Here is a 22,379-nt window from a genome sequence, read left to right on the forward strand (position 1 = left end):
TGATTGGAAATGAAAGAAGAAATCATTGAACGGTTTACTACATATGTAAAAGTCGACACACAGTCCGATGAATCCGTTGACACTTGTCCTTCCACACCCGGCCAATTGACATTAGGAAACATGCTCGTTGATGAATTGAAGTCCATCGGCATGCAGGATGCAGCCATTGATGAAAACGGCTATGTCATGGCAACTCTTCCCTCCAATACTGAAAAAGACGTGCCGACAATCGGTTTTCTCGCTCACGTCGACACCGCTACAGACTTTACCGGCAAAAACGTGAATCCGCAAATCATCGAAAGCTATGATGGAAAAGACATCGTTCTTAACGAACAGCTGCAGGTCACCCTGTCACCTGATCAATTTCCTGAGCTGTCCGGCTATAAGGGCCATACACTCATCACCACAGACGGCACCACCCTTCTCGGCGCAGACAATAAGGCCGGTATCGCTGAAATCATGACAGCCATGGATTACCTCATCAAACACCCTGAAATCAAGCACGGCACAATCAGAGTCGCCTTTACGCCTGATGAAGAAATCGGAAGAGGGCCGCACAAATTTGATGTGAAACGGTTCAATGCTTCCTTTGCCTACACGGTTGACGGAGGGCCGCTCGGCGAGCTTGAATATGAAAGCTTCAATGCCGCTGCCGCAAAAATTACGATTAAAGGCAACAACGTACATCCCGGAACAGCTAAAGGAAAAATGATCAACTCTGCGAAAATCGCGATGAAGCTGAACAGCCTGCTGCCGGCAGACGAAGCGCCTGAATATACGGAAGGCTATGAAGGCTTCTACCACCTGCTGTCGATTCAAGGAGACGTAGAGGAAACAAAGCTCCACTACATTATTAGAGACTTTGACAAAGAGAATTTCCAAAACAGAAAAGAAACAATGAAACGTGTCGTTGAAGAACTTCAAAACGAATACGGGCAAGACCGGATTCTGCTGGATATGAACGACCAATACTACAACATGAGAGAGAAAATTGAACCTGTCATCGAAATCGTCAACATTGCCAAGCAAGCGATGGAAAACCTCGGCATCGAACCGAAGATTTCCCCCATCCGCGGCGGAACCGACGGATCACAGCTGTCCTACATGGGGCTTCCGACGCCAAACATCTTTACAGGCGGGGAAAACTTCCACGGCAAATTTGAATACATCTCAGTTGACAACATGGTCAAAGCCGTAAATGTCATCGTTGAGATTGCAAAGCAGTTTGAAGCGCAAGCATAACGCCAAAAGCCAGTCCAAAAAAGGACTGGCTTTTTTGTGTGAAAATGAAACATTTTAAACGCGTCCTCCGTAAAACAAGTATCAACAAATGAGGAGGAAAAACAATGACAAAACATGCAATCGCTGCAAAGAGTCTCTTGAAAAAATGGATCATTTCCAGGCCGCTTAACATGCAAAAGAAATCCAGCCCATTTCAAAAAATCAGAAAAATGTTCAAACGCTTCTTCAAATAAAACATTCAAATCCCTAAATACAATCCCTATTCACCCGTACCGCCCAAATGCTCCGTAATTTGGGTTTTTTGTGTTCAATTCCGCAAAATAGGGTATAAACCAAACAAGCAAGAATACAGCACCCAAAAACAGGCAATTCGAATTACGCAAACTTAGGTTAAAAGTTATATAAAGGAATTTATTTTATCGTCGATAGTAACTATAGAACCAATCATCAACGAGAGCAAACAGCGTAATTCAAGACTATTTTCAGGTCATCAGGTAATACTGTTTTAGAGGGACAGTTTCTTGTTATTTATTGATTTAGAATTTTTTGAATACTTTTTGGCATTTTATCCGTACAATAGAGAGTACCAAAACTTTTTTTGGGAGGTATGTAATATGATCCTATTTATTATCATCGCATTATGCGGCTATCTTCTTTTTTCTTTCAGCAAGGACAATCGCCGCAAACCGCAAAAGACAAGCCCTCTGCCAGCAGCCGCACCTCATCACAACAACCTAATCGACCTTGACGCCATCCGCCAAAAACGCCGGATGCATCTTTCCTAATTCTATATTTCAAACGAAAAGGCTGCTGAATCACGCAGCCTTTTAAAATTGTTTTGATTTAGAGCCTGAAACCTTTTCGCCACATATCCGTAATTTCATACAAGGCAAACCCAAAGGAGACTTCAGCAATGATCGAGTTATTTATGAAACAAAAAATGTTCTCATTTAAAGATGCATTTCACATTTATGACCGGGATGAACAAGAAACATTCAAGGTGGAGGGGCGTTTTTTCTCGTTAGGAGACTCATTACAAATGACAGATTCATCTGGGAAAACGCTCGTTTCCATAGAACAAAAACTAATGTCTTTATTGCCGCGCTATGAGATTTCAATTGGCGGGAAAACAGTTTGTGAGGTAACGAAGAAAGTAACGTTTTTCAAACCGAAATTTGTGATTTCCGGGCTTAACTGGGAAATTGATGGTGATTTATGGAGGGATGAATTCCAGCTGACGGACGGGGAAAATGTCCGGATGTCAGTGAGCAAAAAGTGGCTCAGTTGGGGTGATTCCTATCACTTGCAGATTGCAAACGAGGAAGATGTTCTGATTTGCACTGCCATCGCTATCGTGCTTGATATGGTTTTATATAACGATGAAGATGAAGGTATTTTCTAAAAAGCATTGACAATTGATCCAAAAGTAATAATATTAAGATAATTGAAATCTGAATATGAAGTTATACCTTATCAAGAGAGGTGGAGGGACTGGCCCTATGATACCCGGCAACCGCTGTTTCAAACAGAATGGTGCTAAATCCTTAAGAACATTGTGTTCTTGCAGATGAGGCGGAGATTTGATCGTTCAAGCTCTTCCTTACACAAAGGAAGAGCTTTTTACATGCTCAATATTTCAGAAAAGAGGCGAATAACATGGCTCAACAAACGAATGTTGCAGGACAAAAAACAGAAAAACAACGCAAAGCACCTTTCCGCGCCGATCATGTCGGCAGCTTGCTTCGTTCCGTTCCGGTAAAGGAAGCCCGGCAAAAAAAAGCGGCTGGTGAGATGACAGCGGAACAGCTTCGTGATATCGAAAATCAAGAGATCACCCGCATCGTGGAAAAACAAAAAGAAATCGGTCTCGATGTGGTAACAGACGGGGAATTCCGGCGTTCCTGGTGGCATTATGACTTCCTGGAAGGGCTTGACGGTGTGGAACCGTTCATTCCGGCTGAGGGGATTCAGTTCCATAACACAAAAACGAAAGCGCGCAGCATCAAAGTGACGGGAAAACTCGATTTTACGAGCCACCCAGCGCTTGCTGATTATCAATTTTTACATGAGATTGCCGGTAACGCGACGCCAAAATTGACCATTCCCAGCCCAAATATGCTGTTTTTTGGCGAAAAGGCGGATAAAGGGATTTATGACGATCAAGAGGAATACTTTCATGATCTGGCCCAAGCGTACAAAAAAGCAATCAAAGCCTTCTATGATGCTGGCTGCCGTTATCTCCAGCTCGATGATACGTCATGGTCTCTCTTCTTTGAGGAAAAAGGCAGAGAGGTTGTCCGGGCGCTCGGCGGCGATCCAGAAACATTGCCAGCCATATTTGCCAAAACAATTAACGATGCCGTCGCAGACCGGCCTGACGATTTAACGATCACAATGCACATTTGCCGCGGCAACTTCCGCTCAACCTGGGCGGCATCAGGAGGGTACGACGCTGTAGCGGAAACGATTTTGGACGGCTTAAACCTTGACGGCCTTTTCTTGGAGTACGATGATGACCGCTCCGGAAACTTTGATCCGCTCCGTTTTGCGAAGCGCAAGGATCTGCAAATTGTGCTCGGCTTGATCACATCGAAATACGGCGAGCTTGAAAATCCTGAGGATGTGAAACGCCGTATCAATGAAGCCGCGCGTTTTGTCAGCTTGGACCAGCTATGCCTGAGCCCGCAGTGCGGTTTCGCCTCTACAGAAGAAGGCAACCTTCTGACAGAGGAGCAGCAATGGGCAAAGCTTCGCCATGTCATCGACATTGCCAACGATGTGTGGAGATAATCTATCATTGACAGAAATAGAAAATGTGTGAATAATAGATACTATCAGAAAATTTCATAAAAAGGTTTTCCTTATCAAGAGAGGTGGAGGGACTGGCCCTGCGATACCCGGCAACCGCTGTTCAACAGAATGGTGCTAAATCCTTTAGAGCAATGATTGCTCTTGAAGATAAGGTTGAGATTGTCACGCAAGCTCTTCCTTATCCAAAGGAAGAGCTTTTTTATATTTGAATGGAAAGAAGGAATGGACAACATGTCACAACAAACAACACCCGCAGAACAAAAATCACTTCAAAGAAAAAAACCGCCGTTTCGCGCGGATCAAGTCGGAAGCTTGCTGAGATCTGAGCCCGTCAAAAAAGCGCGGCTGCAAAAAGCGGCCGGCGAAATTACGGCTGCGCAGCTTCGCCAAATCGAAAACGATGAAATCATCCGCATTGTGGAAAAACAGAAGGAAACCGGCCTGAACGTCGTGACAGACGGTGAATTCCGCAGAGCATGGTGGCACTTTGATTTCCTGGAAAACTTAGATGGCGTTGAGCCGTTTACTCCTGAGCAAGGCATTCAATTCCATAACGTACAGACAAAAGCACGCGGCATTAAAGTCACAGGCGATATCGACTTTTCAACTCACCCAATGCTTGAAGATTACTCATTTCTCCATAGCATTGCCGGTGACGCGACGCCAAAGATGACCATTCCAAGCCCGAATATGCTGTTTTTCCGCGGAAAACTGGAAAAGGATGCGTATAAAAAAGATTATCACCTTTTCCAGCATGATGTATCCAAAGCATATAAAAAAGCGATTCAAGCGTTTTATGACAGAGGCTGCCGCTACCTCCAGCTTGATGATACAGCGTGGGCCGTTTTCTTATCTGAAAAAGGCTTAAAACAAATCGAAGCGTTCGGAACAACGCCTGACGAGCTTCGCCAGCTGTTTGCGAAATCCATTAACGACGCGATTGCAGACCGCCCTGATGACTTGACGGTAACCATGCATATTTGCCGCGGCAACTTCCAGTCCACTTGGACAGCGGAAGGCGGCTATGACGCAGCAGCCGAAACCATTTTTGACGGCTTGAATCTTGACGGACTTTTCTTAGAGTATGATGATTCACGCTCAGGCGGATTTGAGCCGCTCCGTTATGTAAAACGGTCTGATCTTCAGCTTGTTCTTGGCTTAGTGACATCTAAATTCGGTGAGCTTGAAAATCCGGATGACGTGAAACGCCGTATCGAAGAAGCATCCCGTTATGTAAGCTTAGACCAGCTTTGCCTCAGCCCTCAATGCGGATTTGCTTCAACTGAGGAAGGCAACAAGCTGACTGAAGAACAGCAATGGGCGAAGCTCCGCCATGTGGTTGAGATCGCTAATGATGTTTGGAAATAAGCAAAGAAAAAAACACACTTGATTCCCTAGCGGAGCAAGTGTGTTTTTTATGTCATTGTGCGGTGTAGCCCCCATCAAGGACGACAGCCTGCCCAGTGACGCCCTTCGCCTTCTCGCTTGCCAAAAACACGGCATAATCCGCAATTTCCTTGACGGAAAGCAGTCGCTTTTGCGGCACAAGCGGAAAAATGACTTGTTCAAGTACAGAGTCGTAAGGGACATTTCTAGTTTTCGATAGATCGCTAAGCTGATTGCGTACAAGCTGGGTATCGACATAACCCGGACAGAGCGCATTGACTGTTATGCCGTGGGGCGCGCCTTCCAGCGCCCCTACTTTTGTGAGTCCAATGACGCCGTGCTTGGCGCTATTATAAGCGGATTTCCCTGCAAAGCCCACTAATCCATTAACAGACGCAATATTAATGATTCTGCCAAACTGCTGTTTTTTCATGATCGGAAAAACATGCTTCATTGCAATAAAGGGAGCCGTCAGCATGACCTTGATCAGCTGTTCAAAGGTGTCTGTCGGAAACTCTTCAATCGGAGCGACGTGCTGAATACCGGCATTGTTCACCAGAATATCCAAGCGGCCGTATCGTTTTTGGATGACGTTTACCGTATCAGCAACTTGCGCTTCCTTTGTCACATCATACGGAATGGCCGCCGCGTCAAAGCCTTCTTCTGCAAGCTTGGAGGCTGCTTGTTCACATGCTTCCGGACGGAGGTCTGAAACGATGACGCTAGCGCCTTCACGGGCGAATTCTCTTGCCATTTCGAATCCGATTCCGCCGGCAGCCCCTGTCACCAAAGCGACTTGTTTTCTCATGTCAAACACCTTCCCATTAAGAATTGAGTACAGACTGGCTTACAGCGAAATCAGCTTCTGTTTTTTCATAAACCTCTTTAATTGTGACACCATCCTGAAGCTCCGTCAGTGTCATGCGGCCGTTCACAAAATCAAATACAGCCAAATCCGTAATCAGCCTGTGTACGACTTTCTGGCCTGTCAGCGGAAGGGAGCATGTTTTTTTCACCTTTGATTCACCATGCTTATTGACGTGCTCCATGATGACAACGATTCGTTTCGCCCCGTTGACGAGATCCATGGCGCCGCCCATCCCTTTTACCATTTTGCCCGGGATCATCCAATTGGCCAAATCCCCCTGCTCCGAAACCTCCATTCCGCCGAGAATAGCCAAATCGATATGCCCGCCTCTTATCATCGCGAATGACTCAGCGCTGTCAAAATAAGAGGCGCCCGTCACTTCAGTGATCGTTTCCTTTCCCGCATTGATCAAATCCGCGTCTTCCGTTCCTTCCAGAGGATAGGGGCCGATTCCGAGCAAGCCGTTTTCCGACTGAAGCATGACGTGAACGCCATCGGGTATCTCATTTGCGACAAGCGTCGGCATGCCAATCCCGAGATTCACATTCATGCCGTCCTTGATTTCTTGTACAGCCCGTTTGACCATTCGTTTTCTCGCTTCCTTCACTTGGCCTCACCCTTTCCCGATGCTTGCTGAACTGTTCGTTTTTCAATCCGTTTTTCTTGGCTCGCGCCAAGCACGACATGTTGTACGTAAATTCCCGGCGTATGGATGTGATCTGGATTGAGCTCTCCTGCTTCCACGATTTCTTCCGCCTCGGCAATCGTGATCTTGCCTGCCATGGCGGCAATGGGATTGAAATTTCTCGCCGTTTTCCTAAAAACCAAATTGCCCATGGTGTCCGCTTTCCACGCTTTGACAATCGCCACATCGCCGGTAATGCCTCGCTCCAGCACATAAGTCCGGCCGCCGAATGTTTTATGTTCTTTTCCCTCGGCTATGGAGGTGCCGACGCCTGTCGCCGTATAAAATCCCGGTATGCCTGCACCGCCTGCACGAATTCTCTCAGCGAGCGTTCCTTGGGGAACAAGCTCGACCTCAAGCTCTCCGCTTAAAAACTGCCGCTCAAAAATTTTATTTTCACCGACATAGGAAGCGATCATTTTCTTGATTTGCTTGTTAGCCAGAAGCAAACCAAGCCCCCAGTCATCGACTCCGCAGTTATTGCTGACAACGGTTAAATCCTTTACTCCCTGATCTCTTATAGACAAAATGAGCTGTTCAGGGATGCCGCACAGCCCAAACCCTCCCGCGATCAGCGTATCCCCATCATGAATCAGTTTCGCAGCTTCCTTGCTTGATGACAGCACTTTTCCCATATTGATGCCCCTTTCGTTTTCTTCTACACTAGACCAGTCAGGCTGTAAATCGCGATCACAGCAAATACGGCAGCCGTTTTAATGAGCGTGATCGCAAAAATATCGCGATAGGATTGCCGATGGGTCAAACCCGTCACGGCCAGAAGCGTAATAACGGCGCCATTATGCGGCAGTGTATCCATCCCGCCTGATGCCATTGAAATGACCCGATGCATCACCTCTGGCGGAATATTGTAAGCCTGAATCGCCTGTAAGTATTGTTCTGACATCGCGCTTAACGCAATGCCCATTCCTCCTGAAGCCGAGCCGGTGATTCCCGCCAGCGCAGTTGTCGTAACGGCGCCATTTACAAGCGGATCGGTAAAAGTATGTGAAATTCCGCTGCTCAGCTTATGAAACCCCGGCAGCGCGGCGATAATGCCGCCGAACCCGTACTCGGCACCCGTATTCATAGATGCCAGCAAGGCGCCGCCAATTCCTTCATTCAGCCCTTCCTTCAATTGGGCAAACACACTTCTCCAATCAAATAAAATCGTTGTGATGATGCCAATCACTAAAGCAATCTCCACCGACCAAATAGCAGCCGCTGAAGAAATATCAAGCCTGCCGAACTCCTTTAATCCTATGGAAGAAAAATCAAATCCATTCGGATACCACTTTGGCAGGTAAATGGTGAAATATTTATTCACTGCACCGACGAGAATAAGCGGGACAAAGGCAAGCGAGTGCCGAATCGGGCTTTTGTCCGGTTCAGCCGCGGACTCAATCGATTCAGGAGCATTCTGCGAATCAAAACCGCCATAGCCTTCGCCAGATGCCTGCGCTTTCTTCCGCCTTGATTCCAAATAGAACATCCCAGCTGCCAGCACAATCACTGCGCCCATCAAGCCCAGCCAAGGGGCGGCATAAATGTCTGTTTTGAAAAACGACGTCGGGATGACATTTTGGATTTGCGGCGTTCCCGGAAGTGCGTCCATCGTAAACGTAAAAGCCCCTAAAGCAATCGTTCCCGGGATGAGGCGTTTCGGTATGTTTGCTTCTTGGAACATGTTTTTCGCAAAAGGATATACGGCAAATACGACAACGAACAGGCTGACACCGCTGTACGTCAAGACAGCACCCATCAACACAATGGCAAGTATCGCTCTTTTTGCCCCGACAAGCCGGACAATTGTTTTCGCGATTGTTGCCGCAAGCCCGGCCATTTCAACGACCTTTCCAAAAATGGCACCGAGCAAAAACACTGGGAAATACAATTTAATAAAACCCGCCATCTTCTCCATAAAAATTGATGAGAAAAAAGGAAGCACATGGCTTGGATCTGTCAGCAGCACCGCGAATAACGCGCAAATCGGCGCAAACAATATGACAGAAAATCCCCGATACGCCGTAAACATCAGCAAACCTAACGCCAATAGAATGATGATCAGTTCCACACACACATCCCCCGTTTCCGCGAATCAGAAAGCGTTTACATAAACCTGTCCGCATCGGCTGTTTCCGTCCCCTTTCCATATGTACGAGAAGCGTGGGCCAACTATTCCGATTAAAAAAGGAAAGCTCCTTTTTTCGGAGCTTTCCTCTGCCATTCATTTCATTCCTATTAGGATATCAACATCAACCGTAATATCGGCTGATTTCATCTCTTTCAGGAGGCTGACTCGATCTTTCGGCGCCGACCAGGCAAGCGGCGTCATCTTGAGAAGCCAGTGGATCGCCTGCTGGTCAAGCGTTTTAACATAGCGCAGCCTGAAAGGACGGCTGTGTGCTGCATTTGCTGTAAAACGCTCAACAGCTGCCGCATTGGAATACGTGCGCCTTGGTGAATCATTATATAAAAATTGCCTTAATTCTATTAAATAGTCGCTTCGCGGCACTACTTTTACGAGCATGCCATCATTCTTCAGCAGTCTATGAAACTCTGCATAATTGGACGGCGAAAAAATAGACAGAACAACATCAAATTGGCGATCATGAAAAGGAGCATGCGCCACATCGGCAACCGCCCACATCTGATCTTTGAATGCCTTAGAAGCTTTTAAGATCCCATCCTTCGAAAGATCTATGCCGGATCCTATCGCTGCTTTCCCTGCATAATCAAACCCGCAAAGCGCATTCAAATGAGAACCCTCACCGCAACCGCTGTCCAGGATGGTGAATGCCTCATGACCAGATTTGGGATGACTGATGAGTTCTGCAATCGCATCATGGAGCGGGTCAAAAAAACCACATTCTCCAATCAGCCTGCTCCTCGCTTCAAAAAGCTCAGCACCGTAACTGGTTTTGACCGGCTTCGTCAGAAAGTTCACGTAGCCGTGCCGAGATAGATCAAATGTATGTCCTCGTTCTGTACAAATCAAGCTTTTCCCTGATGCCGCATCCATAGAAGAATCGCAGAGCGGGCATCGAAACATGCTGAAATCAACTGTTCGCTTCATGATAAAAAACACCCCATTCATTCATTTTTAGTTAAATGAAAAAGGCATAGACAAATAAACCTAGGCCTATCTCAAAAATTGGCCAGGTTTGGCAGTTTGTCTACACCTGTCATTATCTATAACGAATGAATTGGATAATCATGAAAAAAACTCCCTTTCTGCTGTATGGGTTTCCCCATTTCCATCATACAACAAATCTCCAGGAGCTAGAACCTTATAGTGAAGAAAAATCAGTACTGACATGCTGGTATCCCGCCAACATCATATCAGCATAGCAATCCAGCATGTTTTTCCTTTATTTTCTCATTTCAGAATATAAATTTTATTATTGTGAAAATAGTTAAAAAGGTTGATTTTCAAAAAGTGAAAGGATAAAATACTGCTATCATCTTAGAAAAAGACATTCTTGTATATGATCAGTAATATGGTCTGATTGTTTCTACCTAGTAACCGTAAAAAACTAGACTACAAGAAAGTTTGAATAAATTTGAACGAGTTGAAAAGGACAAGTTCTTTTCTGTTTGCTCTTATTTTTCACACTTTCTGCACTTCCAGAATTTGTGAAGGATAAGAGCTTTTTTTGTTTCCATAATAACCCTCATAGGAGTTGCTATCATGTACTTTTTACTAAACCTTGTCGGTCTCATTGTGATTATGGCAGTTGTATTCCTATGTTCTCCGCAGAAAAAGAAAATCAAGTGGCGCCCGATCATGACGTTAATTGTTCTGGAATTGCTGATTACTTGGTTTATGCTGGGAACAAAAGTCGGAAGCTGGGCTATCGGTAAAATCGGTGATTTCTTCACTTGGCTGATTGCTTGCGCCAGTGACGGTATCGCGTTTGCCTTTCCGTCAGTAATGGCGAATGAAACAGTAGACTTTTTCTTTAGTGCGCTTCTTCCAATTATCTTTATCGTCACATTCTTTGATATTTTAACGTATTTCGGCATTTTGCCTTGGCTGATTGATAAAATCGGATGGGTGATTTCAAAGGCTTCCCGCTTGCCGAAATTAGAAAGCTTTTTCTCTATTCAAATGATGTTCCTGGGAAATACCGAAGCACTTGCGGTTATTCGCCAGCAGCTAACGGTTTTAAGCAACAACCGCCTGCTCACATTCGGCTTAATGAGCATGAGCAGCATCAGCGGCTCCATTATCGGATCTTATCTGTCAATGGTGCCTGCGACATACGTGTTTACAGCCATTCCTTTGAACTGCTTAAACGCGCTGATTATCGCAAACCTGCTGAATCCTGTTCACGTGCCGGAGGATGAAGATATCATCTATACACCGCCTAAAGAAGAGAAGAAAGACTTTTTCTCTACGATTTCTAACAGTATGCTTGTCGGCATGAACATGGTTATCGTTATTTTGGCAATGGTGATCGGATATGTCGCATTAACGTCAGCAGTTAATGGCATTCTTGGCGTTTTCGTACACGGCCTGACCATCCAGACGATTTTTGCTTATCTGTTCAGTCCGTTCGCATTCCTGCTTGGACTGCCAGTGCACGATGCGATGTATGTTGCTCAGCTGATGGGCATGAAATTAGCAACGAACGAGTTTGTTGCGATGCTTGACTTGAAAAACAATCTCAAATCCCTTCCGCCTCACACCGTTGCGGTGGCGACGACATTCCTGACGTCCTTTGCAAACTTCAGTACGGTCGGCATGATTTACGGCACGTACAATTCGATCCTTGACGGAGAAAAATCAACGGTCATCGGGAGAAACGTGTGGAAACTGATCGTAAGCGGAATTGCGGTATCTTTATTAAGTGCTGCGATTGTCGGCCTGTTTGTGTGGTAGAAACATTGAGCCATATCCTTTTCGGATATGGCTCTTTGATTATTGATAAATAGAGGCTGGCACCTGCACATCCCGGATTCCCGCTGCATAAGGCCCCAAGTCATACTGGCCAAAGACGATAGCGATTCCGTTTGCCGTAAAGTAAAACATTGTGTCTTTGTTTAGGGTTATATCCTCTTTCTTTACATCAGGGAAAAACAGCTCATCGTGTTTTTTGATATAGCTATATAGGTAATCTCTCGTTTTGCTGACTTTTGTTTTGGTGCTCAGAATCTGATCCAGCGTCACCCGCTTTTGTGCTTTCAAGTCATAGTTGAAGGACTGGACAGACGTTAAACCGTGGGCGCCGCCTGAATAGATATAATTGAGTGTTTGAATGCTGAGCTTGCCTGCCGCATTGTATTTGACGCTGAAGGATGTTCGATATTCCGTTTTAAAGCCCTGCTGTTCGCCTGCTTTTTTGTTTTTCAGATATTCCTGATACGATTGTTCAATGTAGGCTTTCAGCTCTTGATTGATTTTCTTTTCAAACGCGGCATTCCCGATGTGATGCACTTGTGGATACGTTAACTCCTTGATCTTTTTGTACGTATGGGTGCTGACAGTCGGTGTTTTCGCTTGAACTGCTTTTAAAGATGGGGCCGCATATGCTAATACGGAAAAAAACAAGACTGCAATCCCCGCAGCTTTCAGCATTTTATTCCATTTCATATAATATCCTCCTTTGATGTCGTTGTTTAACATTCCCTTATTTAAGCAATACACACTTTTATAGACTGATTAAATTGAAAGAAGTTTCTAGGTCTAACAGCATGATTTTTCCAATAAAAAAAGAGACACAGGATGTCTCTTTTTTACTGTTTGCGCCCAGAAATCGCTTCATGAACGGCCTGTGCCAAATCTGTATTTCCGAACATCTCTAATACCGCAATGACAGTCTGGTCCGGAATGTGCTCTGCTTCGTGTTTTGGCACGACCAGATCGTCCATGGTTTTTTTCAAGCTTTCATTCAGCTTTTGCTGCGGATACGCTTTGGCGTACAGCTCCATCGGATCAAGATCATGGTTCACGCACCATTGGGCAAACACCAAAATCATCATATTTTCATCGCGTTCGTAAGCTTCAGCGAGCTGTTTTTCGTTCATTTGTCATGCTCCTTATGAAAAGTATCTTCCTTAAAGATACAGGAGCAGGTCAAATTCGTCTATCCCAATGGCGATGAGCAGCAACCGCATTGATAAATGCCTTGCTGAAAGCGGTGTAGTCAGGTTCATCTTTAGCCGTTACGATGCCTGGCCCCTCTGTTGTCCCGACAGAGGATTGAAGAAGGTCAATTCCTTCATTTGCTGCACCGATCGCCTTGTAGTGATTGTAAGCTTCTCTGATAAACGCCATCGCTTGTTTGTTGTCTTTTAACTCCAGCCCTCCTGCGGCATAGACAGCATCATACAGAACAGAATCAACCGTCAGGAACGTGCCGTTGGCCTCAAGCTGCTGTCCGCTGCCGCTTGTCATATACCCCAGATTTTGACTGATGATATCCACTGTGATTCCTTCTTGCTTTAAGGCTTCCAGCACTGTTTGCAGCTCTTTTTCATGAAATCCGTTTCCGGCCAGTACAGCGACTTTTCTTGTTGACGCGGCTTTCACTGTACGGGCTTGGCTTAACGCAGGCGAAGTAAGAATTTCTTTAGATGCTTTACGCTTCGCGGGCGCCGCCACGCCTACTCCTTTGGCGATTTCTTCTGCTAAATCTGCATCGACATTGCTGAAGACATCAACGACCTGCCGCTGTACGTCTTTGCTTTTGACCTTCCCGACCTCGAAGCAGAAAGCAGAAATGATATGCTGTTTCTCGACAGGAGACATGCTGTTCCAGAAAAGCTTCGCCTGTGAGTAATAATCGTTGAAGCTGTCGCTTCGCTGGCGGATTTTTTTGCCCTCGACTTTTTCCTGATAGTGGACGTAGCCGCCTTCTTCAGCTGTCGCAGGCGACGGATCATTGTTTTGCAGTGAGTTTTTATGATAAGCGACAGGTCCCTTATTGATCGTCATCCGGTGATAGCCGTCATATTGATTGTTATGGAATGGACATACCGGCCGGTTAATCGGAATCTCATGGAAGTTCGGACCGCCAAGACGGATGAGCTGTGTGTCTGTATAAGAGAAAAGCCGCCCCTGCAATAGCGGGTCATTGGTAAAATCGATGCCCGGCACGACATTTCCCGGGTGGAATGCGACTTGTTCTGTTTCCGCAAACACATTATCCTGGTTGCGGTTCAGCGTCATTTTCCCAATGATCTTCACCGGCACAAGCTCTTCCGGCCACAGCTTAGTCGGATCAAGAATATCAAAATCAAACTTGAATTCATCTTCCTCATCAATCATCTGCACGCCGAGCTCGTATTCAACCTTGCCGCCGTTTTCAATTGTTTCCCACAGGTCACGGCGATGGAAATCCGGATCTTTCCCGGCAATTTTCTGCGCTTCATCCCATACGAGAGAATGCACGCCGAGCACCGGCTTCCAGTGAAATTTCACGAAACGTGCCTTTCCTTGTTCATTGACAAAACGGAACGTGTGAACGCCGAAGCCCTCCATCATTCTGTAGCTGCGCGGGATGCCTCTATCTGACATCGTCCACATCACCATGTGAGCCGACTCAGGGTTATTGGCGACAAAATCCCAAAACGTATCGTGAGCAGTCGCGGCCTGAGGCATTTCATTGTGAGGTTCAGGCTTAAACGCATGAACCAAATCCGGAAATTTGATTGCATCCTGAATGAAAAACACCGGGATGTTATTTCCCACAAGGTCATAGTTTCCTTTTTCAGTATAAAATTTAGTCGCAAAGCCTCTGGCATCCCGCACCGTGTCTGCGGAGCCTTTAGAACCCGCGACCGTAGAAAAACGGACAAATACCGGTGTCTTCACTGAAGGGTCCTGAAGAAATTTGGCCCGAGTATATTCCGTCATTGGTTCGTAAACCTGAAAAAAGCCATGCACGCCAAATCCGCGCGCATGCACAACACGCTCCGGAATCCTCTCATGGTCAAAGTGCGTCATTTTCTCCCGGAAGTGAAAATCCTCCATCAGCGTCGGGCCGCGAACCCCGGCTTTTAACGAATGCTCATCCTCTGACACCCGCAAGCCTTGGTTTGTCGTCATTTTCTTCCCGCTGTTATCGGCCCTGTACTGCTCAAGCTGCTCGTCCTTTGAGTGTTCATTTACACGTTTGTTTTGGTCTTCACACATGTCTGCTCCCCCTTTTTAAAACGAAACATTCTACAGCACATTTACCCGTGGCGTTCTTCATATAAACTGCTAATCCGCTCATTAGGATTTTTGGTCTACATATAGATATGCGGTCATACACATTTGAAATAAGCCTTCTTCACAGAAAGAAAGGATGGAAGCGCTTACCAAAAAAGCTGTTGAATAGGGGAGGTCATATCATGCTTGCCATACTCGGTTTTGTGATGATGATTGTCTTTATGTACCTTATTATGTCTAACCGGCTTTCCGCTCTTATTGCTTTGATTGTCGTTCCTATTGTGTTCGCCCTGATCAGCGGATTTGGCAAAGATCTCGGCGAGATGATGATTCAGGGCGTTACAGACCTCGCCCCTACCGGTATCATGCTGTTATTCGCCATCCTGTATTTCGGCATTATGATTGACTCGGGCCTGTTTGATCCTCTCATTGCCAAAATCTTATCGTTTGTCAAAGGAGATCCGTTAAAAATCGCCGTAGGCACAGCGGTTCTGACCATGACCATTTCGCTGGACGGAGATGGGACAACAACCTATATGATTACCATTGCAGCAATGCTGCCTCTCTACAAACGGCTCGGCATGAACCGTTTGGTGTTAGCGGGAATAGCGATGCTCGGTTCGGGGGTTATGAATATTATCCCGTGGGGCGGGCCGACTGCGAGGGTTTTGGCCTCCTTAAAATTGGACACGTCAGAGGTTTTCACGCCGCTGATTCCCGCTATGATCGCCGGCATTCTCTGGGTGATCGCCGTTGCTTATATCCTCGGAAAGAAAGAGCGGAAGCGGCTCGGCGTCATTTCGATTGATCACGCACCGTCTTCCGATCCGGAGGCCGCACCGCTCAAGCGTCCCGCTCTTCAATGGTTTAACCTGCTGCTGACTGTCGCTCTGATGGCCGCACTGATCACCAGCCTGCTGCCGCTTCCTGTTCTTTTTATGACTGCGTTCGCCGTTGCCTTGATGGTTAACTATCCAAATGTCAAAGAGCAGCAGAAACGAATCTCGGCGCATGCGGGTAATGCGTTAAACGTTGTCTCGATGGTGTTTGCTGCGGGCATATTCACAGGCATTCTCTCCGGCACAAAAATGGTGGATGCCATGGCGCATTCTCTCGTTTCACTCATCCCTGATGCCATGGGCCCGCACCTGCCGTTGATCACTGCGATCGTCAGCATGCCCTTCACCTTTTTCATGTCGAATGACGCCTTTTACTTCGGTGTCCTTCCCATCATCGCCGAAGCCGCTTCCGCTTACGGAATAGACGCCGCTGAAATCGGAAGGGCCTCCTTGCTGGGGCAGCCTGTGCATCTGCTCAGCCCGCTTGTGCCTTCCACCTATCTATTGGTAGGAATGGCAGGCGTCAGCTTTGGCGACCATCAAAAATTCACTATTAAATGGGCCGTAGGAACAACGATTGTGATGACGATTGCCGCACTTTTGATTGGGATTATTTCTTTCTAAATGTATGAGCTTGATCGTAGCATTGAGTGAGTACGTGATTTACAGAGGGGAGAAGATCAAATAGGATATTATGAGTGAATAGAAGATTCACGCCAACAACTTCTCATTACAATCATAAGAGCCTGCTATATTGCAGCAGGCTCTTTCACATTTGGCATTATTTTTTTGTATAGCGCACCCAGTCATAATGAGCGTATAGCGGATTTACACCATTGTAGGAGCCAAGCCATTCATCGACACCCGTGCCATTCCACAAGTTCATCATGATCTTTCCAGGTGTTGTCGGAATTTGGTTTGTTGCAGTATGTTTTAATTGCCCGTCGACATACCATTTAATAGAGTTTTGCTGCCAATCGAATGCATACGTATGATAGGCATTGGCTGCATCAAACCCGAGATCAACAATCTTCTCATGGTTTCCTGCACCATTTGTATAATAGTTAAATTGAACCTTCGTTGTGTCTTTTCCTAAAAATTCGATATCAATCTCATCCCAAGGAGTTCCATCTGTTGGACCTGTGTAAGTGAAGAACGATGAAACGATCCCTGTGTTTTTAGCTGGTTTCATTCTGACTTCATAAAGTCCATAGCCATATGTTTGAACAGAACGGTTTTCCCCGCAGTCAAACTTGTTATAAGCTGGGCTTGTTAGCGCTAAACGCATTTCACCCAATGACGTCATTGATACGTTATTAGCCCGCCACGTGCAGTTGAACATATTTCCATTCGAATAACCATCTGCTTTTTGCCAAAAACCGGAGTTATAGCCGTTAAAAGGGTCAAAAAACGATCCACCTGTTTGAGCCGAGGCAGTAGAAGTGACTGCAAACAAACTCATAAACAATCCAGTGACAAGAAGCAGCAACACTCGTTTCAGATAAGGCATATTGGCATTCCCCTTTCATCGAAAGCGTTTTCTATGTTGATCTTACATGATTCTTTTAAAAGGGAACATCGGTCAAAATAATGATAATACCGAATCTTACTTACTTGAATCCTGTAACTATCATCATCTTCCCTCTGAAAAAAATAAAAACCTAAATTACCATCAGCACAGACAGAGATGATCCGCACTCATTGTAATTTAGGTTTTGCCTGCTTTATCAGTAACAATCCTAGCATTTTCATATGTGAATGTAAGAAAAAGTGAACACAAGGAAACAAAAATGTCAGCGCTCTCATTATGCTTGTTTAACTACCCTTTCTATGTGAATGGTTAAATACAGCAGCTCGTCACTTGTGAGCTTGTGCTCATACTCCCGCTCAATGTAGGTTTGGATTTTCTTCGTGCATTCATACGCGCGATGATACTTCTCTTTCACTGTATCCAGCAAAAAATCGTCCTGGCTTTCCATGTGAGTGCCGTTAAATAGACGCTGCGCGAAAAATTTTAAGTGGGTGACGAACCGATAATAGTGAAGCGATTCTTCGTTGAATTCAATCTTAAAATGGTATTTTACAATACTCAAAATCTCTTGCATGACTTTTGTAATGTTGATAATATTGGGCATCTCTTCATTCAGCTCGGCATTTACAATATGCAGAGCAATAAAGCCCGCTTCATCCTCTGGCAGAGACACACCAGTCTTGTTTTTTACCATAACCAACGCTTCTTTGCCGATCGCAAATTCGTCTTTGTACAGCCGTTTTGTTTCCCACAGCAAGGCGTTTTTGATATCAAGCCCTTTCTGGTTGCGCTGGATGGCAAAGTTAATATGGTCGGTCAGCGACACATAGATGCTGTCGTTGAGCTTTTTGCCGAGCTGTAATTTTGCGTAGCTGATAATCTCTTCGGATACTTCCATACACTCGATCGGTATATCATACAAAAGGGTTTTGAACTTTTCTGATACATCCTTGTTATCGAGCGTGAACACTTTCTCAATGCGGGCTTCATCGACATCATCGCCGGACTTTTTCTGAAACGCGAGCCCCCTGCCCATGACGACCAATTCTTTCCCCTGTTCATTGACCACGCTGATCACATTATTGTTGATCACCTTCGCAATTTTCATGGCATGTCCCTCCAAATCTACTGAGAACAGACTATATCTTGATTGTACATTCTTTTTGTACTAGGTCAATATCATCAGGGAAAGACGGAAGCGGGTCAGTACAATTCACTCCGTACCTGCTGCCCGGGCTGTTTTTGAAGCAGCGCCTCCAGATGGCGTTCAAATGATGCCTTGTCAGCTTTCTGCTTTTTGACAATGCTGTTCATGATTTTAATGCTTTCAGCGTTGTATTGTGTATATTGTTTTTTCAGCTGATCCAGCTGCTGTCTTGTCTTCTTCGCGTTTTTCGGTGTGACTTGGCCGATGAGTTTGATCATACTGTCTGCGGTCTCAAAAAAAGCGGCTCTATTTTCTGTCAGCTGCTGAATTTCGATGCGGCTCATGTCTTGATTACGCGTTTTTTGAAGCAAGGCAACCGCCTCGCTGTTTTGTTTTTTGAGCGATTTGTTCTCAAGCTTAATCGATTCGAGATTCTCCTTCGCAATGTCTGCTTCTTCTTCAGTCATGCTGATTCGCACGAAGTATTCTGGATTGCCGATTCCATAATCAAATGCTTCGCTCACTTGTATCATGGAACTGAACACAATGGCCAGCTGCCTGTCGCTTGTGAGGGCTTGGAAATCCTGCTTTTTCTTACTGCTCATCGGTTTGGCTGCGGTTTGTTTTACTGTCTTTTGATCACAGTCTACGAACATCTGAGCCTCACCTTCACTTTCGCATGCGCTCATCACAAGAACTGTGACCAGCAGGCTTATACACAAGCCTATTCGCCTCATGCTCTGTCTCCTCTCTGCTGAATCCCTTCTGGAAAATACCATAAAATATAGTTAAATGGTACCAGATGCACCTAACCCCAGCAATAAATCAAAAGTATGATTTGAAGCGAAAAAACATAAATATTTTGTAAAAATTGACGTGCATTCCATTCTTTTCAGGCCCATTTCTCGTACAATAGAAGTATCGTTACCGGAGAGGGGCTCTGATGATGAAACGTTTTACGAAACAAGAAAACAGCTGGGTGTTATATGACTGGGCAAATTCTGCTTACTCAATTGTCGTGACCACCGCGGTATTTCCGTTATTTTATAAATCAGCAGCTGCGGAAAGCGGTGTCAGCGCCGCTCAATCGACTGCCTATCTGGGCTATACCATTGCGATTTCAACGTTTATTCTTGCGATGCTCGGCCCTATTTTAGGCACAATCGCCGACTATGAAGGGTGCAAGAAAAAGTTCTTCGGTTTCTTTGTGTCAGCCGGTGTCGCCAGTACCGCGATGCTCGCCTTTATCCCTAGTGAACATTGGCTGCTATTGTTGCTGTTTTATACGATATCGGCTATCGGTTTTTCCGGCGCCAATGTGTTTTATGATGCCTTTCTCGTGGACGTCACGCCTGAGAAGCGGATGAATCTCGTCTCGGCACGGGGATTTGGCTTAGGATACATCGGAAGCACGATTCCATTTATCATCAGCATTGCTGTCATCCTGCTCGCGCAAGCAGAGACTATTCCAGTGTCTGTATCGGCCGCAAGCCAGCTGTCCTTCTTCATAACGGCTGCCTGGTGGGGGCTGTTCACCATCCCAATGATTAAACATGTCCATCAACGCTATTACATCAAAAAAGAACCTCATATTGTCATCAACAGCTTTAAGCGGCTCGGCCAAACGATGAAACGGATCAGGCAATACCGGGCACTTTTCCTCTTCTTGCTCGCTTATTTCTTTTATATCGACGGAGTCGGCACAATTATTACGATGTCGACATCCTATGGATCAGATTTAGGGATCGGTTCCTCAAGCCTTCTGATCATCCTATTTGTCACTCAGGTGGTCGCTGCACCGTTTTCGATTATATTCGGAAAACTGGCAGAACGCTTCACGGGGAAGACCATGCTGTACGTCGGGATCGTCATTTATATGATTGTTTGCGTGTATGCCTATTTTATGAAGACAACGCTTGATTTCTGGATACTGGCTATGCTTGTCGCCACCTCGCAGGGCGGCATTCAAGCCCTCAGCCGTTCCTATTTCGCCAAGCTTGTGCCAAAGCGCCACGCCAATGAATTCTTTGGCTTCTACAACATTTTTGGAAAATTCGCCTCAATTATGGGGCCGCTGCTCATTGCCGTTACCGCCCAGCTGACCGGGAAATCCTCGACTGCGGTGTTCAGTCTGATCATTTTGTTTGTAATTGGTATTGTGATTCTTGCCTTTGTTCCGGAGGAGACCAGCGCCGATGTCAGCCAGCAGCAAAATGACCTGCCCCTTTAACTGGGAGCAGGTCATTCATTATTTATTCGCTTTATTCACCTTCAGCTTTTTCCCTTTGACGGTTGTGTTCTTCATCACTTTGAGAACATGAGGGCCTTTACCATTTAAAATCTCAACGTATGAGGCGTTATCCATGATCGTAATGATGCCGATGTCGTCAGCTGACACACCGTCAATTTTGGCAATCGTTCCTACAAAATCAACGGCTCTGATTTTCTTTTTCTTTCCGCCGTTAAAATACAGCTTCATAATGTCTTTATTCAGCTCTTCGCTTTTGTCCTTTTTGCTTTCCGGACGGTCATTCAGTTTAGCTAGAAATTCTGGTTTCTTCCTTGCTACTTCCTCTTGAGAAGGTGCTTCTATTTTTTGGATTTCAAATCCGATATATTCTTCAATGTCGGCTAAAAACCGTTTTTCGAAGGCCGTGACAAACGAGATGGCCTTTCCTTTGTTCCCTGCGCGTCCCGTTCGGCCCGTGCGGTGGACATAGCTTTCCTTTTCAAGCGGCAGATCATAGTTGATGACAAGGGAGATATTTTCAATATCAATCCCGCGCGCGGCGACATCCGTCGCGACTAAATAACGGTACTCGCCACGTTTAAATTCATTCATGACGTCGAATCGGTCTTCCTGAATCATTCCGCCGTGAATTTTATCGCATGGATATCCTAAGTCATCCAATTCATCGGTCAGCTGATTGACGTGCTCTTTCGTTCGGCAGAAAATGATGCAGCTGTCGGGATTCTCCGTCATCAGCACATCTTTCAGCAATGAAAATTTATGCTCTTCTCTTACTTGAATCACCGCATGTTCAATATTTCTTGTGGTAAGCCCGGCCGCTTTGATTTCGATATGCTCCGGGTTTTTCATATATTGACGGCTCAGCTTCTCGATATCCTGCGGCAGCGTCGCCGAAAACAGCATCGTCGTACGCTCAGTCGGAAGATGCTTGATAATCGCCTCCACCTGCTCAATGAAGCCCATATTCAGCATCTCATCCGCTTCATCAATGACCAAATAAGAGAGACGATCCAACGGCAGCGTGCCTTTTTCGATATGATCCAGAACACGGCCCGGCGTGCCGACAACAATGTGGCTTTTTTGCTTAAGCTCAGCTTTTTGTTTATCAAAGGAGGATTTTCCAAATACGGCTGTCGCTTTGATCCGTTTAAATCGTCCGATGTTCGTGATATCTTCCTTTACTTGCACCGCAAGCTCACGGGTTGGAGTTAAAATAAGCGCCTGCGGCTTGTTTTCATCCCAATCCGTCAGCTCACAGAGAGGAATCCCGAACGAAGCCGTTTTCCCGCTTCCCGTCTGTGATTTGACGACAAGATCCTTTCGTTCAAGGGCAGCGGGGATCACGCTCTGCTGCACCTTGGTCGGTTCTGTATATCCTAGTCCTTCCAGTGCTCGTAAAATGTCATGACTGATTTGATAGTTTTTAAAATGACTCATGTATAAACTCCTGTCTCTTGCAGATGT

At 45.7% G+C, this 22,379-nt stretch carries 21 protein-coding genes and 3 riboswitches; of the genes, 9 read left to right on the forward strand and 12 right to left on the reverse strand.

Going from position 1 to position 22,379, the window contains the following annotated elements; all coding sequences use genetic code 11:
• The first annotated feature begins 9 nt into the window (after positions 1 to 9).
• The 6 genes from pepT (at position 10) to MKY10_RS20875 (ending at position 5,421) form a co-directional block, all read left to right on the forward strand.
• Complete coding sequence (gene pepT / locus MKY10_RS20850; RefSeq protein ID WP_003227243.1) at positions 10 to 1,242, forward strand: peptidase T; 1,233 nt, start codon at positions 10 to 12, stop codon at positions 1,240 to 1,242.
• Between the two features lie 104 nt (positions 1,243 to 1,346).
• Positions 1,347 to 1,475, forward strand: coding sequence for a hypothetical protein (locus MKY10_RS20855; protein WP_003227241.1), 129 nt, complete (start codon positions 1,347 to 1,349; stop codon positions 1,473 to 1,475).
• Between the two features lie 288 nt (positions 1,476 to 1,763).
• Positions 1,764 to 2,027 carry a hypothetical protein gene (locus tag MKY10_RS20860; RefSeq protein ID WP_010886640.1) on the forward strand — a complete coding sequence of 88 codons (264 nt, stop codon included), beginning with the start codon at positions 1,764 to 1,766 and terminating at the stop codon, positions 2,025 to 2,027.
• 128 nt (positions 2,028 to 2,155) lie between these two features.
• Positions 2,156 to 2,644 carry an LURP-one-related/scramblase family protein gene (locus tag MKY10_RS20865; RefSeq protein WP_003227238.1) on the forward strand — a complete coding sequence of 163 codons (489 nt, stop codon included), beginning with the start codon at positions 2,156 to 2,158 and terminating at the stop codon, positions 2,642 to 2,644.
• A 65-nt stretch (positions 2,645 to 2,709) separates the two neighbouring features.
• Positions 2,710 to 2,816: riboswitch (SAM riboswitch) on the forward strand.
• Positions 2,817 to 2,898: 82 nt separating this feature from the next.
• Positions 2,899 to 4,032 (forward strand): 5-methyltetrahydropteroyltriglutamate--homocysteine S-methyltransferase, encoded by a 1,134-nt coding sequence (locus tag MKY10_RS20870; RefSeq protein WP_003227237.1) that lies wholly within the window; start codon positions 2,899 to 2,901, stop codon positions 4,030 to 4,032.
• Between the two features lie 68 nt (positions 4,033 to 4,100).
• Positions 4,101 to 4,207, forward strand: a riboswitch (SAM riboswitch).
• A 77-nt stretch (positions 4,208 to 4,284) separates the two neighbouring features.
• Complete coding sequence (locus MKY10_RS20875; protein WP_015250894.1) at positions 4,285 to 5,421, forward strand: 5-methyltetrahydropteroyltriglutamate--homocysteine S-methyltransferase; 1,137 nt, start codon at positions 4,285 to 4,287, stop codon at positions 5,419 to 5,421.
• 52 nt (positions 5,422 to 5,473) lie between these two features.
• Here the strand turns inward: MKY10_RS20875 and MKY10_RS20880 are convergent, their stop codons facing one another.
• From MKY10_RS20880 to MKY10_RS20900, 5 genes are all read right to left on the reverse strand, one after another.
• A complete protein-coding gene (locus MKY10_RS20880) occupies positions 5,474 to 6,247 on the reverse strand; it encodes a 3-hydroxybutyrate dehydrogenase (RefSeq protein ID WP_029318623.1) in 774 nt (257 codons plus the stop codon).
• 16 nt (positions 6,248 to 6,263) lie between these two features.
• Complete coding sequence (locus MKY10_RS20885) at positions 6,264 to 6,914, reverse strand: CoA transferase subunit B (RefSeq protein ID WP_003227231.1); 651 nt, start codon at positions 6,912 to 6,914, stop codon at positions 6,264 to 6,266.
• Positions 6,911 to 7,627, reverse strand: coding sequence for a succinyl-CoA--3-ketoacid CoA transferase subunit A (locus MKY10_RS20890; RefSeq protein WP_003227229.1), 717 nt, complete (start codon positions 7,625 to 7,627; stop codon positions 6,911 to 6,913). The genes MKY10_RS20885 and MKY10_RS20890 overlap by 4 nt, the downstream gene beginning before the upstream one ends.
• 23 nt (positions 7,628 to 7,650) lie before the next feature.
• Entirely contained in the window at positions 7,651 to 9,063 is a 1,413-nt protein-coding gene (locus tag MKY10_RS20895) for a GntP family permease (RefSeq protein WP_003227227.1), read from the reverse strand.
• A 153-nt stretch (positions 9,064 to 9,216) separates the two neighbouring features.
• A complete protein-coding gene (locus MKY10_RS20900) occupies positions 9,217 to 10,065 on the reverse strand; it encodes a methyltransferase domain-containing protein (protein WP_015250893.1) in 849 nt (282 codons plus the stop codon).
• 386 nt (positions 10,066 to 10,451) lie between these two features.
• Positions 10,452 to 10,553: riboswitch (purine riboswitch) on the forward strand.
• Between the two features lie 127 nt (positions 10,554 to 10,680).
• Here MKY10_RS20900 and MKY10_RS20905 point away from each other — a divergent pair.
• Positions 10,681 to 11,874 carry a NupC/NupG family nucleoside CNT transporter gene (locus tag MKY10_RS20905; RefSeq protein ID WP_061890984.1) on the forward strand — a complete coding sequence of 398 codons (1,194 nt, stop codon included), beginning with the start codon at positions 10,681 to 10,683 and terminating at the stop codon, positions 11,872 to 11,874.
• A 39-nt stretch (positions 11,875 to 11,913) separates the two neighbouring features.
• Here the strand turns inward: MKY10_RS20905 and MKY10_RS20910 are convergent, their stop codons facing one another.
• From MKY10_RS20910 to MKY10_RS20920, 3 genes are all read right to left on the reverse strand, one after another.
• A complete protein-coding gene (locus MKY10_RS20910; protein ID WP_017697295.1) occupies positions 11,914 to 12,585 on the reverse strand; it encodes a DUF3298 and DUF4163 domain-containing protein in 672 nt (223 codons plus the stop codon).
• A 143-nt stretch (positions 12,586 to 12,728) separates the two neighbouring features.
• Entirely contained in the window at positions 12,729 to 13,019 is a 291-nt protein-coding gene (locus tag MKY10_RS20915; protein WP_014478421.1) for a hypothetical protein, read from the reverse strand.
• Positions 13,020 to 13,068: 49 nt separating this feature from the next.
• Entirely contained in the window at positions 13,069 to 15,129 is a 2,061-nt protein-coding gene (locus MKY10_RS20920; protein WP_017697294.1) for a catalase, read from the reverse strand.
• Between the two features lie 200 nt (positions 15,130 to 15,329).
• Here MKY10_RS20920 and citH point away from each other — a divergent pair, with 200 nt between their 5' ends.
• Positions 15,330 to 16,610 (forward strand): citrate transporter CitH, encoded by a 1,281-nt coding sequence (gene citH, locus MKY10_RS20925; protein ID WP_003227205.1) that lies wholly within the window; start codon positions 15,330 to 15,332, stop codon positions 16,608 to 16,610.
• 157 nt (positions 16,611 to 16,767) lie between these two features.
• On the opposite strand, the gene bglS is transcribed toward citH, so the two are convergent.
• The 3 genes from bglS to MKY10_RS20940 all read right to left on the reverse strand — a co-directional run bounded on the left by bglS (position 16,768) and on the right by MKY10_RS20940 (position 19,401).
• On the reverse strand, positions 16,768 to 17,496 hold the full coding sequence (gene bglS, locus MKY10_RS20930) for a beta-glucanase (RefSeq protein ID WP_339225990.1): 729 nt from the start codon (positions 17,494 to 17,496) through the stop codon (positions 16,768 to 16,770).
• 295 nt (positions 17,497 to 17,791) lie between these two features.
• Entirely contained in the window at positions 17,792 to 18,625 is an 834-nt protein-coding gene (gene licT, locus MKY10_RS20935; RefSeq protein WP_003242598.1) for a transcriptional antiterminator LicT, read from the reverse strand.
• 95 nt (positions 18,626 to 18,720) lie between these two features.
• Positions 18,721 to 19,401: a hypothetical protein gene (locus MKY10_RS20940; RefSeq protein WP_029726178.1), complete on the reverse strand. Its 681-nt coding sequence runs from the start codon at positions 19,399 to 19,401 to the stop codon at positions 18,721 to 18,723.
• 206 nt (positions 19,402 to 19,607) lie between these two features.
• Between MKY10_RS20940 and MKY10_RS20945 the strand changes: the two genes are divergently transcribed.
• Positions 19,608 to 20,894 (forward strand): MFS transporter, encoded by a 1,287-nt coding sequence (locus MKY10_RS20945; protein WP_029726177.1) that lies wholly within the window; start codon positions 19,608 to 19,610, stop codon positions 20,892 to 20,894.
• A gap of 18 nt (positions 20,895 to 20,912) precedes the next feature.
• On the opposite strand, the gene dbpA is transcribed toward MKY10_RS20945, so the two are convergent.
• Positions 20,913 to 22,352 (reverse strand): ATP-dependent RNA helicase DbpA, encoded by a 1,440-nt coding sequence (gene dbpA, locus MKY10_RS20950; protein ID WP_029726176.1) that lies wholly within the window; start codon positions 22,350 to 22,352, stop codon positions 20,913 to 20,915.
• Positions 22,353 to 22,379 lie beyond the last annotated feature (27 nt).

The organism is Bacillus sp. FSL P4-0290, from assembly GCF_037975435.1.
GTDB classification, from domain to species: domain Bacteria; phylum Bacillota; class Bacilli; order Bacillales; family Bacillaceae; genus Bacillus; species Bacillus subtilis.

Excerpts from the sequence above, each read along its gene's own strand:
- MKY10_RS20905 (WP_061890984.1), top strand. The coding sequence starts at position 10,681 with ATGTACTTTTTACTAAACCTTGTCGGTCTCATTGTGATTATGGCAGTT.
- MKY10_RS20870 (WP_003227237.1), top strand. The coding sequence starts at position 2,899 with ATGGCTCAACAAACGAATGTTGCAGGACAAAAAACAGAAAAACAACGC.
- MKY10_RS20890 (WP_003227229.1), bottom strand. The coding sequence starts at position 7,627 with ATGGGAAAAGTGCTGTCATCAAGCAAGGAAGCTGCGAAACTGATTCAT.
- citH (WP_003227205.1), top strand. The coding sequence starts at position 15,330 with ATGCTTGCCATACTCGGTTTTGTGATGATGATTGTCTTTATGTACCTT.
- MKY10_RS20915 (WP_014478421.1), bottom strand. The coding sequence starts at position 13,019 with ATGAACGAAAAACAGCTCGCTGAAGCTTACGAACGCGATGAAAATATG.
- MKY10_RS20875 (WP_015250894.1), top strand. The coding sequence starts at position 4,285 with ATGTCACAACAAACAACACCCGCAGAACAAAAATCACTTCAAAGAAAA.
- pepT (WP_003227243.1), top strand. The coding sequence starts at position 10 with ATGAAAGAAGAAATCATTGAACGGTTTACTACATATGTAAAAGTCGAC.
- licT (WP_003242598.1), bottom strand. The coding sequence starts at position 18,625 with ATGAAAATTGCGAAGGTGATCAACAATAATGTGATCAGCGTGGTCAAT.
- MKY10_RS20880 (WP_029318623.1), bottom strand. The coding sequence starts at position 6,247 with ATGAGAAAACAAGTCGCTTTGGTGACAGGGGCTGCCGGCGGAATCGGA.
- MKY10_RS20900 (WP_015250893.1), bottom strand. The coding sequence starts at position 10,065 with ATGAAGCGAACAGTTGATTTCAGCATGTTTCGATGCCCGCTCTGCGAT.
- MKY10_RS20855 (WP_003227241.1), top strand. The coding sequence starts at position 1,347 with ATGACAAAACATGCAATCGCTGCAAAGAGTCTCTTGAAAAAATGGATC.
- MKY10_RS20945 (WP_029726177.1), top strand. The coding sequence starts at position 19,608 with ATGATGAAACGTTTTACGAAACAAGAAAACAGCTGGGTGTTATATGAC.
- MKY10_RS20865 (WP_003227238.1), top strand. The coding sequence starts at position 2,156 with ATGATCGAGTTATTTATGAAACAAAAAATGTTCTCATTTAAAGATGCA.
- MKY10_RS20910 (WP_017697295.1), bottom strand. The coding sequence starts at position 12,585 with ATGAAATGGAATAAAATGCTGAAAGCTGCGGGGATTGCAGTCTTGTTT.
- bglS (WP_339225990.1), bottom strand. The coding sequence starts at position 17,496 with ATGCCTTATCTGAAACGAGTGTTGCTGCTTCTTGTCACTGGATTGTTT.
- dbpA (WP_029726176.1), bottom strand. The coding sequence starts at position 22,352 with ATGAGTCATTTTAAAAACTATCAAATCAGTCATGACATTTTACGAGCA.
- MKY10_RS20940 (WP_029726178.1), bottom strand. The coding sequence starts at position 19,401 with ATGAGGCGAATAGGCTTGTGTATAAGCCTGCTGGTCACAGTTCTTGTG.
- MKY10_RS20920 (WP_017697294.1), bottom strand. The coding sequence starts at position 15,129 with ATGTGTGAAGACCAAAACAAACGTGTAAATGAACACTCAAAGGACGAG.